A 15373-nucleotide genomic window follows, 5' to 3' on the forward strand; every position below is an offset into this window, starting at 1 on the left:
GACAACCTTCAGGCCAAAGTCAACTGGCAGTTCACGACCAAGGATGCCCGCACCAAGCTCAAAAGGCTTTACCCGACAACTACATCATGACGCGACACTAGGCAGTGTCCCACTTAAACACCTGTCCTAAATTCCGGGTCCACTTCAAAGTCAGTGACAATATCCCAGATACGGCAGCAAAGTGGCACAATCCTTCTTGTTTCTGAAGGTCCTTCCTTGCCACAGTCGCATCCGCTAATCGGTTCAGCCGTGTTGCGGAAGGTTAATCAACCAAGCTTTAACCAGCTAATGTTTCCCTAAGGGAAACGGAGGTCAGCGGATATGAGTTCAAACTCGCAGTCATCTGCGTCTGTCTATACAGCCTATCAAGGCAATACCCATCTTTTTGGCGGCAATGCGCCTTATGTCGAAGAGATGTACGAAAACTATCTTGCCAATCCCGGGAGTGTGACCGACAACTGGCGCGAATATTTTGATGCGCTTCAGCATGTTGCGGCAACCGATGGCAGCAACGCCAAGGACGTTCCACATTTGCCGGTGGTCAATGCCTTTGCCGAGCGGGCCAAGCAAGGGCAAACCAAGGTTGTGGTTGCCAGCGGTGCAGACTCCGAAATGGGCCGCAAGCGCACCTCCGTTCAGCAGTTGATTGCTGCGTACCGCAACGTCGGTGCGCGCTGGGCCGATCTTGATCCACTCAAGCGTGCCGAGCGTGACAACATTCCCGAACTGGACCCCGCTTTTTACGGTTTCACCGATGCCGACCAGGAGATTGTGTTCAATACCAGCAACACATTCTTTGGCAAGGAAACCATGAGCCTTCGGGAATTGCTCAATGCACTTCGCGAAACTTATTGCGGCACGATCGGCGCCGAATACATGTACGCCACCGACCAGAATCAGAAGCGCTGGTGGCAGCAAAAGCTCGAAAGCATACGCAGCAAACCGAATTTAACCAAGGAAAAGAAGCTTCATCTTCTGGACCGGCTCACCGCAGCTGAAGGGCTTGAGCGGTTCTTGCATACCAAATATGTTGGACAGAAACGTTTTTCGCTGGAAGGCGGCGAAAGCTTCATTGCTAGCATGGACGAGTTGATCCAGCGTGGCGGCGAAATCGGCGTGCAGGAAATCGTGATCGGCATGGCGCACCGGGGGCGCCTTAATGTGTTGGTCAACTCCCTGGGAAAAGTTCCGGCCAACCTGTTTGCCGAGTTCGACCATACAGCGCCTGAAGACCTGCCCAGCGGCGACGTGAAATATCACCAGGGTTTCAGTTCTGACGTGACGACGCCTGGCGGTCCGGTTCACCTGTCGCTGGCGTTCAATCCGTCGCACCTTGAAATCGTGAACCCGGTGGTCGAAGGCTCTGTCCGTGCCCGCATGGACCGCCGTGCCGACCCGAAAGGCCTGCAGGTGTTGCCGGTGCTGGTGCATGGCGACGCGGCGTTTGCCGGGCAGGGCGTGGTCATGGAAACACTGGCACTGGCTGAAACCCGTGGTTATTCCACGGGTGGCACGGTCCACCTGGTCATTAACAATCAGATTGGCTTTACCACCAGCGATCCGCGCGACAGCCGTTCCACCTTGTATTGCACCGACGTTGTCAAGATGATTGAAGCGCCTGTGCTGCACGTCAATGGCGATGATCCGGAAGCGGTGGTACTGGCGACACAGCTGGCGCTTGAGTTCCGCATGGAATTCCAGAAAGATGTCGTGGTTGACATCATCTGCTTCCGAAAATTGGGCCACAACGAGCAAGACACTCCAGCGCTGACCCAGCCGCTGATGTACAAAAAAATTGCGCAGCATCCTGGCACGCGCCGCATCTACGCCGACAAGCTGACGGCGCAAGGCTTTGGCGAAACGCTGGGCGACGACATGGTCAAGGCCACGCGCGCCGCGCTGGATGCAGGCAAGAGCACGTTCGATCCGGTCCTGACCAATTTCAAGAGCAAGTACGCCGTGGACTGGAGTCCCTACGTTGGCAAGAAGTGGACCGATGCGGGCGACACCGCTATTCCCATGGCCGAGTGGAAACGACTGGCCACAAAGATCACAACCATTCCTGCAACCGTGTCGCCGCATAACCTGGTCAAGAAAGTGTACGACGACCGTGCCGCGATGGGCCGGGGCGACATTCCGGTGGATTGGGGCATGGGCGAGCACATGGCTTTTGCATCCTTGGTGGCCAGCGGCTATCCGGTGCGCCTGTCAGGTGAAGATTGCGGGCGGGGAACTTTCACGCACCGCCATTCCGTGATTCACGACCAGAGCCGTGAAAAGTGGGATACGGGCACCTACGTGCCGCTGCAGAACGTGGCGGACAATCAGGCTCCGTTTGTCGTCATCGACTCGATCCTTTCGGAAGAAGCTGTGCTGGCTTTTGAGTATGGCTATGCGTCCAACGATCCCAGCACCATGGTGATATGGGAAGCGCAGTTTGGCGACTTCGCCAATGGCGCACAGGTAGTGATTGACCAGTTCATCGCGTCTGGCGAAGTCAAGTGGGGCCGCGTCAACGGCATCACGCTGATGCTGCCACACGGTTATGAGGGTCAGGGCCCGGAGCACAGTTCGGCGCGTCTTGAACGTTTCATGCAATTGTCGGCTGATGCCAACATGCAGGTGGTCCAGCCGACCACCGCCAGCCAGATTTTCCATGTGCTGCGCCGCCAAATGGTGCGCAACCTGCGCAAGCCGCTGATCATCATGACGCCGAAATCGCTGTTGCGTAACAAGGACGCGACCTCGCCGCTGTCCGAGTTCACCAAGGGCGCTTTCCAGACTGTTATTCCTGAAAACAAGGAAGAAATCACCAAACGAGCCGACAAGGTCAAGCGCGTCATTGCCTGCTCGGGCAAGGTCTATTACGACCTGGTGAAAAAGCGTGAAGAAAAAGGGTTTGACGATGCCGTGATTTTGCGTGTGGAGCAGCTCTATCCTTTCCCGCACAAGGCTTTCGCTGGTGAGCTGAAAAAGTACCCGAACGCTACGGACATCGTATGGTGCCAGGACGAGCCGCAAAATCAGGGTGCCTGGTTCTTTGTGCAGCATTACATCCATGAGAACATGCTTGATGGCCAAAAGTTGGGCTATTCGGGACGCGCTGCGTCGGCTTCCCCTGCCGTCGGTTATTCACATCTGCATCAGGAACAGCAAAAGGCGCTGGTGGACGGCGCATTTTCCAAGTTGAGGGGTTTTATCTTGACCAAATAAGGGTCAATTTATTTCCTGAAATACAAGAAAACACTCGAAAGAATCAAAATGGCTATCCTTGAAATTAAAGTTCCCCAACTGTCCGAGTCCGTAGCCGAAGCTACTATGCTGCAATGGAAAAAGAAGGCGGGCGACGCAATCGCGATTGACGAAATCCTGATTGAAATTGAAACCGACAAGGTCGTCCTTGAGGTACCAGCGCCTTCAGCCGGCGTGCTGGTTGAACTGGTGGTTGCCGATGGCGGCACGGTGGTGTCGGACCAGGTGATTGCAAGAATCGATACCGAAGGCAATGCAGGCACTACTGCACCCGCTGCGACGGCGCCTTCAGCCACGACGTCTTCCGTGCCGGCATCCATACCGGTCTCATCTGCCGGCGGCTCCATGGCGGGCGTTCCAATGCCCTCCGCTGCCAAGTTGATGGCAGACAACAGCCTGGTCCCCGGCACGGTACCAGGCACGGGTAAGGACGGCCGCGTCACCAAGGGTGATGTTCTGGGGGCGACTGCTGCAGGAGCTCCTAAAACAGTAGCTGTCAATGCAATACCAACGGGCGCGCCGACCGTTTCCTTGCCTAAAGTGGCATCGCCAGTGAAAGCTGCTGACCTGGGTGACCGACCCGAGCAGAGGGTTCCCATGAGCCGCTTGCGCGCCCGTATTGCTGAGCGTCTTTTGCAGTCGCAATCGACCAATGCCATTTTGACAACCTTCAACGAAGTCAATATGGCGCCCGTGATGGAAATGCGCAAGAAGTTCCAGGACGCCTTCAGCAAGGAGCACGGCGTCAAGATCGGCTTCATGAGCTTCTTCGTCAAGGCTGCGGTGCATGCGCTCAAGAAGTTCCCGATGATCAACGCATCGGTCGATGGCAACGATATCGTCTATCACGGCTACTTTGACATTGGCATTGCGGTAGGTTCGCCGCGTGGCCTGGTGGTGCCGATACTGCGCAATGCAGACCAGATGAGTTTTGCAGAGATTGAGAAGAAAATTGCTGAGTTCGGCCAGAAAGCCAAGGACGGCAAGCTGGGCATTGAAGAAATGACCGGCGGCACCTTCTCGATTTCCAATGGCGGCACTTTTGGCTCGATGCTTTCAACGCCGATCATCAACCCGCCACAGTCCGCCATTCTGGGCGTGCATGCCACCAAGGACCGTGCGGTGGTCGAAAATGGCCAGATTGTGATTCGTCCAATGAATTACCTCGCCATGAGCTACGACCACCGCATCATTGACGGCCGTGAGGCCGTGCTGGGTTTGGTCGCCATGAAAGAGGCGCTGGAAGATCCTGCCCGCCTGCTGTTTGATATCTAAACCCTGTTGGGGCAGCGCCAACAGCCATGCGGCTGCGCGCCCTTGCCCCCTATTTACTGGAAAAGAACATGTCCAAACAATTTGACGTGATCGTCATCGGCGGCGGTCCCGGCGGCTACATAGCGGCCATTCGCGCTGCCCAGCTGGGCTTTAACGTTGCCTGTATTGACGAGTGGAAGAATGCCAAGGGCGGCCCTGCCCTTGGTGGAACCTGCACCAATACGGGTTGCATTCCCTCCAAAGCGCTGCTGCAATCCTCGGAGTATTTTGAGCATGCGGGCCACCACTTTGCCGACCATGGCATTGAGGTCAAAGGCCTGGGTCTCGATGTTGGGAAAATGCTTGGCCGCAAGGATACGGTCGTCAAGCAAAACAACGACGGCATCGTTTACCTGTTCAAAAAGAACAAGGTCACTTTTTTCCATGGTCGCGGCTCTTTTGCTGCCGTCAAGGATGGCATCTACGAGGTCAAAGTCGCAGGCACAGCAGAAGAAACCATCTCTGGCAAGCACATCATTGTGGCGACAGGCTCCAATGCCAGAGCCTTGCCGGGTGCGCCTTTCGACGAAGTCAACATTTTGTCGAATGACGGTGCCCTGCGCATCGGCGCGGTTCCCCAGAAACTGGGTGTCATCGGCTCGGGCGTCATTGGTCTGGAAATGGGTTCGGTCTGGCGTCGCCTGGGTTCCAACGTGACAATTTTGGAAGGGTTGCCCACTTTCCTCGGCGCGGTTGACCAGCAGGTTGCCAAGGAGGCCCACAAGGCACTCACCAAGCAAGGCTTGAAAATTGAGTTGGGGGTAAAAGTCGGTGAGATCAAGAATGGCAATAATGGCGTGTCCATCGCTTATGCCGATGCCAAGGGCGAAGCGCAGATGCTGGAAGTTGACAAGCTCATCATTTCCATTGGCCGCACTGCCAATACCATCGGATTGAACCCGCAAGCCGTGGGCTTGAGTCTGGATGAGCGCGGTGCGATTGTGGTCGACGGCAATTGCAAGACCAATTTGCCCAATGTGTGGGCAGTAGGCGACGTCGTTCGCGGTCCGATGTTGGCGCACAAGGCCGAAGAAGAAGGTGTGGCGGTCGCTGAGCGCATTGCCGGCCAGCATGGCCATGTCAATTTCAACACCATTCCGTGGGTGATCTACACCAGTCCCGAGATTGCATGGGTTGGCCAGACCGAGGAACAACTGAAGGCAGAAGGACGTGCATACAGGTCCGGCTCTTTCCCTTTCATGGCCAATGGCCGGGCAAGGGCGCTAGGCGATACCACTGGCATGGTCAAGATGCTGGCAGATGCCGCGAGCGACGAAATCCTAGGGGTCCACATTGTCGGACCAATGGCCAGTGAGTTGATTGCCGAATGCGTCGTGGCGATGGAATTCCGCGCCAGCAGTGAAGATATCGCCCGCATTTGCCATGCCCATCCTTCGCTTAGCGAGGCCATTAAAGAGGCCGCGCTTGCTGTTGACAAGCGCACGCTCAATTTCTAGGGGCTAAGCGCAGTGTCAAATCCGGTTCGGTCAGCTTACGACGCTGAACTATCAGCACGGGGCTATACAAGTGACCCCGCCCAGTTGCTTGCGATTGATGCGCTGGAGCGCTGCGCCACAGAGTGGGCAGCATATAAAGGGCAGAGGTCAAATGCGTTCAAGAAACTGATCCATCGCCCGCCCATCCCGCGTGGTGTTTACATGTTCGGAGGGGTGGGGCGCGGTAAAAGCTTTTTGATGGACTGCTTCTTCAATGCAGTGCCACTCAAGCGAAAAGTACGGCTCCACTTTCATGAATTCATGCGAGAAGTCCACCGCGAACTGCTGGATCTGCAAGGCACTTCCAATCCCCTGGATGCACTGGGAAAGCGGATTGCGAAGCGGTTCAAATTGATCTGTTTTGACGAATTTCATGTAGCCGACATCACCGACGCCATGATCCTTCATCGCATGCTTGTGGCTCTGTTTGACAATGGCGTTGGATTCGTGACGACATCGAATTTTCATCCTGACAAGCTTTACCCCAACGGCTTGCATCGGGACCGCATTCTTCCGGCTATTGAACTCTTGAAGATGCATATGCAAGTCATCAATGTTGACAATGGCACCGACTATCGCCGGCGCACGCTGGAACAGGCCAGGCTCTATCATTCTCCGCTAGGTCCGGAGGCCGATGCTGAAATGACGGAAACTTTTAACCGGCTCGCGGCCTCGCAGGATGAAAATCCGGTGCTTCAGATCGAATCCAGACAGATACTGTCAAGGCGAAAAGCAGGCGGAGTGGTATGGTTTGACTTCAAGACTTTGTGCGGAGGGCCGCGTTCTCAGAATGATTACCTTGAAATTGCAACCCAGTTCCATACGGTTTTGGTCAGTGACGTGCCTTGGATGCCGGTCCGAATGGCCTCGGAAGCCCGGCGTTTTACATGGCTCGTGGATGTGCTGTACGACCGTCGGGTAAAACTGATTCTTTCTGCCGCTGTGCCGCCTGAAGCTTTGTACACCGAAGGTCCTCTAATGCATGAGTTTCCTCGAACTGTTTCGCGGCTCAATGAAATGCAGTCCATGGAATTTCTGGCTCTGGAGCACAGAACGGTGGATACGACGTTGACATGAAATCTTTCGTCATTGCATCTTTGCTATTTACGATAGGTGGTTTTGCCGCATCGCAAATCGGTCCTGTGAACGTTCAAACTGCCGATATCGACGCGCAGCGAGTCGCTATTGCCACCGAGCGGAACAGACTGGAAGCTGGTTTCATGAGCGAAGATGCTGCCTGCTACAAAAAATTTGCCGTCAACAATTGTCTTGAGAACGTCAATGCCAGGCGCAGGGCCGTCATGGCAAACCTCAGGAGGCAGGAAATCTTGCTCAATGACGCGGAGCGAAAAAGCAAGGCTGAACAGCAGATCCGGAAAAGCCAGGAAAAGTCATCTCCAGAAAGCTTGCAACAGGACAGCAACCGCCGTACCCAAGCCATTGAAGATTTTCGAGGCCGGCAAGGGCGTCACCAGGAAAATGCACAGCAGCACAATGCCGCTGTTGCGAATGAAGTGGAAGCCCGCGATGCAAAAGCGGTACGGCTTGAAAAACACGAGAAAAGAATTCAGGGACGCGCAGACAAGCAGGCCACTGCAGTGGAAGAAGCAAGAAAATTCAAGGACCGTCAGATCCAGGCGCAGGAACGTCGAGCCCAACACAAAACTGATCAGGAAAATCGTGTCAAACCTGCCTCGAAACCGTTACCCCTGCCCCAGTAGCAGAGGTGGCTTACTCTAGCGCCTCGAACTTGACAATCACCAGCGACAAGTTGTCGCCTGCGCCCCGTGCGCGCTTGCATGCTTTCTGAATCAGGAATTCGGTGCCTTCGCGTGGCGACAGCATAGACAAAGCAGACCCCATTTCACTGGTGTTGAAGTAGTGCCAGACGCCATCGCTGCAAGCCATCAACACGTCATCTGGCTGAAGTTTTGGAATGCAATGCTGGGCAATCGGAGGGGCTTCTTCCGCTCCCAGGCAACCCATGAGAATATTTGACTGTGGGTGGTTATTGGCTTCTTCCTCACTGATCTCGCCTTTGTCCACCAGCGTTTGAACATAGGAGTGGTCCACAGTTCTGTGGACCAGCTTACTGCCATGGTAGTGGTAGATCCGCGAATCCCCGGTGTGCACCCAATGGCATTCACCCCTGGGATTAATCAGGAACGCCGCCAGCGTACTGTGGGGTTCCTGTTCTGAGGAAATCGCTGTCAACTTGATGACAATATGAGCTTCTTCGACAATCTGCCTGAGCATCGAAGGGCCGTCGTCTGTATCAGGTGAATAGCGGTCAAAAAGCTGCTTTGCCGTAAGCATCACCTGGTCGGATGCTTTGCGTCCTCCGCTCCGACCGCCCATTCCATCGGCCACGATGCCTAAAATACACTCAGGAACCCGGTGATGGCTCAACAGGCTGACCTGGTCCTGCTGATAGTCACGGTCTCCCTTGTGGATACCCGTAGAGGCTGTAATGCGATAACTTTTGGTCATTATGAGAGTGGCAGCTTCGCTGTTTCGCGTTGTTTATGATAACAACGGCAATCAACCTATTATCAAGTGGCGTAAACGGAAAAATTCATTGATCCTAAATCATTCCACTCCCCATCGGCTGCTGATACAGCTCAAAATCGAACATGCAAACCTGAACGCACTCGCAGACAAAGCAGTGCACGCTCCGCACATCGACGAATTACTGCTCAAGCGGCTTAAAAAACGCAGGCTTCAGCTTCGTGACCGCATCTCACGGCTAGAAGCTTCCTTAACGCCTCCCGAGCCTGCCTGATGAATCTCACCTCCCAAGTGGATCAGGCGTTTTCGCCTGAAGGCGTCTTGTCGCGGACGACAAAGCATTTTGTTTCCCGCAGTGGCCAGAAGGAGATGGCACAGGCGGTTTCGCAGGCCATTGAGGGTGGGTATTCGCTTGTCGTTGAGGCGAGCACCGGTGTTGGCAAGACGTTTTCGTATCTGGTGCCGGCCCTGCTCAGCGGCGAGCGGATACTTTTGTCCACTGCAACCAAGGCCTTGCAGGATCAACTGTTTGCACGCGATTTGCCTCGTCTGGTTGAAGCGCTTGAATTGCCAGTGAAGACTGCGTTGCTCAAAGGCCGGGGCAGCTACCTTTGCCTCCATCGGATGGAGATGGCCAGACAGGAGCGTTTTTTGCCTGAGGGCGTATCGATACGTTCGCTTGCCCGGGTGGAGGAGTGGTCGCAGGTTACGCGAACAGGTGATCTGGCCGAACTTCCCGGCCTTGATGAGCGTTCACCCATGATTCCCCTGATTACTTCGACACGGGACAATTGCCTAGGTTCGCAATGTCAGCGTTTTCGTGCCTGTCATGTCAATATTGCCCGCAGGGAAGCCATGGCGGCGGATGTTGTTGTCATCAACCATCATCTTTTTTTTGCCGATCTGGCTGTTCGTGAATCAGGCGTGGCAGAGTTGTTGCCTTCGGTGCGGATTGCCATTTTTGATGAAGCGCATCAGCTGAATGAAACCGGCGTGCAGTTTCTGGGAAATAACCTGAGCACTGGCCAACTGCTTGATTTTTCTCGAGACATGCTGGCAGCAGGCTTGCAACTGGCGCGCGGGCTGGTTGACTGGCAAGAAGTGGTCGCGGCCACCGAACAGGCGGCCCGGGAATTGCGCCTTTGCGCCGGAAAGCACTCTCCCGGCACGAAGCTTAGATGGACTGCTTCGGTGCCCGAAGGTTTGTCCTCAAGTGATTGGCATCAAGCCCTGCACTCTGTTTACTCTTCATGCCTTCTAGCTTGCGCAGCACTTGACACGGTTAACGAGATTGCACCTGATTTTGTCAGGCTTCATGAGCGGGCTGTGCAGTTGGTTGAACGGGCCGAAAGCTTTTCCAATGCCTGCCAGATCGGTTTTGTTCGCTGGGTTGATGTGGGCACACAGCTGCGGCTGGTCGAGTCGCCGCTCGATATTTCGGTAGCTGTGAAAAGCAAAATGCTGGGCACGTCAGGCGATGATGTGAAGACATGGATATTTACCTCGGCAACCCTGGGCGATGATGAAAAACTCAGTTGGTTCACACAGCCTTGCGGGCTTGAAGAAGCCAGCGTGTTGCGGATTGGAAGTCCATTCGACTACCAACGCCAAGCTGCTCTCTACGTTCCGACCAGCTTTCCCAAGCCTGGCGACCCGGCTCATCCTGTCAAGGTGGCCGAATCTGTGGCGACATGGTCACGCCAGTTGGGCGGACGCACAATGGTGCTGACAACGACCTTGCGCGCATTGCGAACCATCGGAGAGGCGCTGGTTGCTGCTCTCACCCAGGCAGAGGACCCGTTGGTGCTAGTGCAAGGCAGCATGCCAAAACGTGCACTGATAGAACGTTTCCGCGAAGGCGATTCACTCGGCGGGAAAGGCTGCGTCCTAGTGGCATCAGCATCGTTTTGGGAAGGCATTGACGTTCCCGGCGATGCACTGCAATTGGTGATCATCGACAAACTCCCGTTCCCTCCGCCCAATGATCCACTGGCCGAGGCCCGGGCCAAGATGCTGGAGTCGCAAGGGCGCAGTGCGTTCACCGATTATTTCCTGCCCGAAGCCGCCGTCGCGCTTAAGCAGGGTGCGGGTCGCCTGATCCGCAGGGAGACAGATCAAGGCGTGCTTGTGGTCTGCGACAGCCGGCTGGTTTCTATGGGGTATGGACGACGGCTGATCAGGGCATTGCCACCGATGCAAAGACTTGCATCTGAGCAGGCGCTGATGGACAGGCTGGCCAGTCTCACCAGAACTTGTACCACGGGTTCTCCGCCGTCCTGAAGCCTTTGCTCATGTACTGGCTTTGGGGATAGCTTTTTTCCAGGATGCGGCGCATATCGTCGCGCAACTCGGTCATGCCAAGGGCGTCGTAGGATTTATAGAGAATGAAGGTGGCTTCTTCAAGCGCCGGAACGTCGCGATAGTCGGCAATGGCGCTTTGCGCGCGGTTGATGGCGGCCACATAGGCGCCACGTGAGTAATAGTAGCGCGCCACATGGACTTCCGACTGTGCCAGGGAATTGACAATGTAATTCATCCGCAGACGTGAATCAGGCGCATAGCGTGAATCGGGAAACCGGGCGACCAGTTCCTTGAACGACTCAAACGACTCCTTTGCTGCATTCTGGTCACGCTCGGAAAGGTCCTGACGCGAGATGAATCCGAAAAGGCCCAGGTTGTCATTGAAGTTCACCAGCCCCTTGAGGTACAGGGCGTAGTCCATGGCCGGGCTGGCAGGGTGAAGCTTGATGAAGCGGTTCAGCGTGGCCAAGGCTTGAGCCTGTTCTGCGCCTTTATACTGGGCATATGCCTTGTCGAGTTGCGCCTGCTGCGCCAGGGGTGTTCCAGCCGCGCGGCCTTCGAGCTTTTCGTAAAGCGGAATGGCTTTGTCGTAAGCGCCAGAACTGGCTTCATCCTTCGCTTCAGCGTAAATCTTGTTGGGACTCCAGGTTGCGGTCTTGTCGGGTGCAGGTGTGGTCGAGCAGCCTGACAACACAAACAATCCTGCGCAAACGGCTGTTACAAGCGGCGATGCTTTCCGAAAATCCGACAATCTGGCAAAAAACATAGCAATCGACCCTCTTGATGACTGATTCAGAACTGAGAAAATTTATTATATCGGGCAGCGTTGATGTCCAATCGCCTGAAGACGATGCCCAGGAAGAGGTGGACGCCGCTGCCGAAATGGAATTGCGGCATGTCAGCGTTCCGGTCGAGAGCCACGGCAGCCGTCTCGACAAAGCGCTGGCAGGATTGGTGCCGGAGTTTTCACGCAACTACCTTCAACAACTGATCGAGGCTGGAGGTGTATCGGTAAAAGGTCTAAAAACCGTCAAAACCTCCGCAAAGGTCAAGGCGGGTGATGAATTGTCCATCGAGTTGCGGCCTACACCCCAGAGTCAGGCCTTCAAACCCGAAGCCATGGCACTCAACATTGTTTATGAGGACGCGCATCTCCTGGTGATCAACAAACCCGCCGGGTTGGTGGTTCATCCGGCGCCCGGCAACTGGAGCGGCACCTTGCTCAACGGCTTGCTGGCATACGATCCTCAGGCTTCCTTCATGCCGCGTGCCGGCATTGTGCACCGGCTTGACAAGGACACCAGCGGCCTGATGGTGGTGGCGCGCCAGCGTCAGACCATGGACCAGCTGGTGGGCATGATTGCCGCCCGCACAGTGAGCCGGGAATACATCGCGCTGGCGCATGGCGCATGGCAAGGCGCAAAAACTCGCCAGGTCGAGGCATCCATCGGCCGCGACCCGAGAAACCGGCTGCGCATGGCGGTGGTTGATCTGGAGAAAACTTCGGGCAAGACGGCTTCCACCGTGATTTCACTGATGGGCAACGCTGAAAAGCATTGCTTGGTCAAGTGCAAGCTGCACACCGGCCGCACCCACCAGATCCGGGTTCATATGGCATTCCTGGACCATCCGTTGGTATCGGATGCGTTGTATGGCGGCGCTCCTGCGGGCGACATGACGCGCCAGGCGCTGCATGCCTGCCGATTGGCATTTACCCATCCGGCAACTGGCGAGCCGATGGAATTCAAGTCGGCGCCGCCGCCCGACCTGCTGCGCGCGATGGATGTTTTGGGCCTGAGATACAATTGTTTTGTGTAGTTTTCTGCTACCGGTAATATGGCTTCCTGATCCAGGAAAAGCCCACATGAATGCGATGCGCTGACAGAAGCGCCTTTATCCGCTTTCCTCCCGTTTATTTCGGAATAACCAATCATGAATACGACGGATGCCAGGCGCATCCTCGAAACAGCCCTTATCTGCGCACAGCAAGCCCTGACGCTGCGCGAGCTTGGGGTTTTGTTTAACGGGGAGCTTGCCGCCGACAGCATTAAACTGGCGCTCGGCGAATTGCAGGACGAGTGGTCAGGCCGAGGTGTGGCACTGGTGCATGTGGCCAGTGGATGGCGCTTTCAAAGCCGGCCGGAAATGCGTGAATACCTGGACCGGCTGACACTTGAAAAACCGCTCCGTTATAGCCGGGCGACTCTGGAAACGCTGGCCATCATTGCCTACCGGCAGCCTGTCACCCGGGGTGATATGGAAGATATTCGCGGCGTGACCATTAACAGCCTGTTGCTCAGGCAGCTGGAGGACCGTGGATGGGTTGAGGTCATCGGCCACCGCGAGACGGTGGGCCGCCCAGCGCTGTATGCGACGACCCGCCAGTTTCTGGATGACCTGGGCGTTGAATCCCTGGCCGGACTGCCGCCGATGAACGATACGCCGGCGCAGATCGCAAAGCTTGAACAGTTCGAACTAGGCATGGAGGGAGCGCCAGGCTTTTTTTCGCCCCTGTCCACGCCGGAATTGAAAATTTCGACTTGTACCGAGGACCTGGCGTTGGATGCCGGCAAAAGTTCTCAACCTAATCCGCAGTGATCCGTCTGCCCGCTATCCACCCGAACGAATGTAAAAGCATGAACTCAAATGACAACCCTGCCAGCAAGCCATTGGCCATGCCGGAAAATGAATCAAATACTGCTCCAGCGCATGACCTGCCTGCACAAGCAGCTCCTGAATCCATAGCAAACGTGGCCGGTGACAAGGCAGCGGCGCCGCAGGCGGGTGCGCGGCGGCATGGCCCGAAACCATTGCCGGCGACCCTTCGCTTCGAAGACGTGATCACCGGTCAGTTCGATGCCGACGAAGACGACGCCGCACTTGACCTGCCCAAGCGGGTTCTGTTGCCTCAGCCAGAAACGCCCAAGCTGCACAAGGTCCTGGCCCAGGCCGGTTTGGGTTCGCGTCTGGAGATGGAGCAACTGATTCTGGAAGGGCGGATTTCCGTCAATGCGGAGCCGGCGCATATTGGCCAGCGTATCCAGTTTGGCGACACCGTCAAGGTCAATGGCAAGCCCATTCGCGTTCAGATTGATCCGCCGCCGCCCCGCGTCATTGCCTATCACAAGCCTGCCGGCGAAGTGGTGACGCACGATGACCCGCAAAACCGCCCGACCGTTTTCCGGCGCCTGCCCAAGCTGTTTCAGGGAAAATGGCAGTCCGTCGGACGGCTGGATCTGAACACCGAAGGTCTGTTGCTCCTGACGAGTTCTGGCGAGCTGGCCAACAAGCTGATGCATCCGCGCTTCGGCCTGGAGCGCGAATATGCCGTGCGGGTGCTGGGTGCGCTCAACAACGAAGAGAAAAAACGCTTGCTTGAGGGCGTGACGCTGGACGATGGCATGGCGCAGTTCGGCTCGATCGAGGCCGGTGGCGGTGAAGGCGCCAATTGCTGGTACCGGGTCACGATTTCTGAAGGCCGCAACCGCGAGGTTCGCCGCATGTTCGAAGCTGTGGGCCACGCGGTGAGCCGCCTGATCCGTATCCGTTACGGTGCTATGGTGCTGCCTCGCGGATTGAAACGCGGCGCGTTTGTCGAACTCGACGAAAACGACATCTACGGATTGACCAGTGCCGTCAGCCGTTCGGAATCGCGGCCCGACCCGCGTGGCGAAGCAGTCGTTCCGGGCCAGCGCGACGGTGAAGGCGGCGCGCCGCAGCGCCGCGGGCCACGCAGGAATGATGGTCCACGAAATAGCGGTAGCCGGCCCCGCAATGCGGGCGCAGGCCAAACCGGCATCGTCCAGCCGCTCGATGATTCGCAGCCGCCCATGAACCGGAGCGATGCGGCGCAGCGAGGCAATCGACGCGGTGCCAATCCTGGCCCTGGCGGAGCAAGAGGTCGAAGCCAAGGCGCAAATGCCGGTCCGGCGACGCGTTTTGGACCTCCCGGTGCGGGCGCGCCGCAAGGTCAGAAGCGTCGGGATGACCGGGGTCCGCGCAATGACAAATCCGCGGGAGCCGCTCAGCCCGATCCCATGAAGACATCGTTTGGCTATATTGGCGCGGACACCTTCACCCGGCAGCGGCAGGACCAAGGCCAGCAGCGTCGGGGCGGCAGTGGCAATGCCGGCGGCTTTGGTGGTGGTGGCAGCAGTGGGGGACCGCGACGCAATGGTGGCAATTCTGGCGGTAATCGCAGCGGTGGTAACCGAGGTGGCAACCGCTGACGCAGAATCTGCTCGACTGGCAATCATTGCATGTAATTAAGCGGTATTTGCTACCGAATTGATAGCTTTTAACACACGTGGTTACTGCGCAAGAGGCGGATTTGATGATGAAAACTGGTTTGCTGGCCAGAATGAATGCGCTCCAGCGCTTCTACGGTAGTACACCATTTCGCAAGGTTGCCCTGGAAGAGGCAAACCAGCGGGTTAAAATCATAGGCTTTATTCAGCCTCTGAATAATTTAAAAACCCAATAACTCCAACACTCTCTAGGAA

At 56.3% G+C, this 15373-nt stretch carries 13 protein-coding genes; 11 read left to right on the forward strand and 2 right to left on the reverse strand.

Annotation, left to right across the window (positions count from 1 at the left end):
- The first annotated feature begins 321 nt into the window (after positions 1–321).
- From IWX85_RS15800 to IWX85_RS15820, 5 genes are all read left to right on the forward strand, one after another.
- Complete coding sequence (locus IWX85_RS15800) at positions 322–3213, forward strand: 2-oxoglutarate dehydrogenase E1 component (protein WP_196870363.1); 2892 nt, start codon at positions 322–324, stop codon at positions 3211–3213.
- Between the two features lie 48 nt (positions 3214–3261).
- Positions 3262–4527, forward strand: a complete 1266-nt coding sequence (gene odhB, locus IWX85_RS15805; protein WP_196870364.1) for a 2-oxoglutarate dehydrogenase complex dihydrolipoyllysine-residue succinyltransferase — start codon at positions 3262–3264, stop codon at positions 4525–4527.
- 68 nt (positions 4528–4595) lie between these two features.
- The gene (gene lpdA / locus IWX85_RS15810; RefSeq protein WP_196870414.1) at positions 4596–6023 is read left to right on the forward strand and encodes a dihydrolipoyl dehydrogenase; all 1428 of its coding nucleotides are present in this window, start codon (positions 4596–4598) and stop codon (positions 6021–6023) included.
- Positions 6024–6035: 12 nt separating this feature from the next.
- Positions 6036–7139 carry a cell division protein ZapE gene (zapE, locus tag IWX85_RS15815; protein ID WP_196870365.1) on the forward strand — a complete coding sequence of 368 codons (1104 nt, stop codon included), beginning with the start codon at positions 6036–6038 and terminating at the stop codon, positions 7137–7139.
- Complete coding sequence (locus IWX85_RS15820; protein WP_036804239.1) at positions 7136–7783, forward strand: hypothetical protein; 648 nt, start codon at positions 7136–7138, stop codon at positions 7781–7783. Before zapE ends, IWX85_RS15820 begins: the two co-directional genes overlap by 4 nt.
- Positions 7784–7793: 10 nt before the next feature.
- Here IWX85_RS15820 and IWX85_RS15825 read toward each other — a convergent pair whose 3' ends face one another.
- Entirely contained in the window at positions 7794–8552 is a 759-nt protein-coding gene (locus IWX85_RS15825; protein ID WP_036804237.1) for a PP2C family serine/threonine-protein phosphatase, read from the reverse strand.
- 88 nt (positions 8553–8640) lie between these two features.
- Between IWX85_RS15825 and IWX85_RS15830 the strand changes: the two genes are divergently transcribed.
- Together IWX85_RS15830 and IWX85_RS15835 are read left to right on the forward strand one after the other, a co-directional pair.
- Entirely contained in the window at positions 8641–8844 is a 204-nt protein-coding gene (locus IWX85_RS15830) for a DUF465 domain-containing protein (protein ID WP_231379852.1), read from the forward strand.
- Positions 8844–10850: an ATP-dependent DNA helicase gene (locus tag IWX85_RS15835; RefSeq protein WP_196870366.1), complete on the forward strand. Its 2007-nt coding sequence runs from the start codon at positions 8844–8846 to the stop codon at positions 10848–10850. Before IWX85_RS15830 ends, IWX85_RS15835 begins: the two co-directional genes overlap by 1 nt.
- Here the strand turns inward: IWX85_RS15835 and IWX85_RS15840 are convergent.
- Positions 10813–11637 (reverse strand): outer membrane protein assembly factor BamD, encoded by an 825-nt coding sequence (locus tag IWX85_RS15840; protein ID WP_036804234.1) that lies wholly within the window; start codon positions 11635–11637, stop codon positions 10813–10815. The genes IWX85_RS15835 and IWX85_RS15840 overlap by 38 nt on opposite strands.
- A gap of 17 nt (positions 11638–11654) precedes the next feature.
- Here IWX85_RS15840 and IWX85_RS15845 point away from each other — a divergent pair, with 17 nt between their 5' ends.
- From IWX85_RS15845 to IWX85_RS15860, 4 genes are all read left to right on the forward strand, one after another.
- Positions 11655–12689 (forward strand): RluA family pseudouridine synthase, encoded by a 1035-nt coding sequence (locus IWX85_RS15845; protein WP_196870367.1) that lies wholly within the window; start codon positions 11655–11657, stop codon positions 12687–12689.
- Positions 12690–12803: 114 nt separating this feature from the next.
- Positions 12804–13469 carry an SMC-Scp complex subunit ScpB gene (gene scpB, locus IWX85_RS15850; RefSeq protein ID WP_196870368.1) on the forward strand — a complete coding sequence of 222 codons (666 nt, stop codon included), beginning with the start codon at positions 12804–12806 and terminating at the stop codon, positions 13467–13469.
- Between the two features lie 38 nt (positions 13470–13507).
- Positions 13508–15100 carry a pseudouridine synthase gene (locus IWX85_RS15855; RefSeq protein ID WP_036804228.1) on the forward strand — a complete coding sequence of 531 codons (1593 nt, stop codon included), beginning with the start codon at positions 13508–13510 and terminating at the stop codon, positions 15098–15100.
- A 77-nt stretch (positions 15101–15177) separates the two neighbouring features.
- Complete coding sequence (locus tag IWX85_RS15860) at positions 15178–15354, forward strand: hypothetical protein (protein WP_196870369.1); 177 nt, start codon at positions 15178–15180, stop codon at positions 15352–15354.
- Positions 15355–15373 lie beyond the last annotated feature (19 nt).

It is taken from the genome of Polaromonas sp. CG_9.11 (assembly GCF_015752225.1).
Classification (GTDB): domain Bacteria; phylum Pseudomonadota; class Gammaproteobacteria; order Burkholderiales; family Burkholderiaceae_C; genus Polaromonas.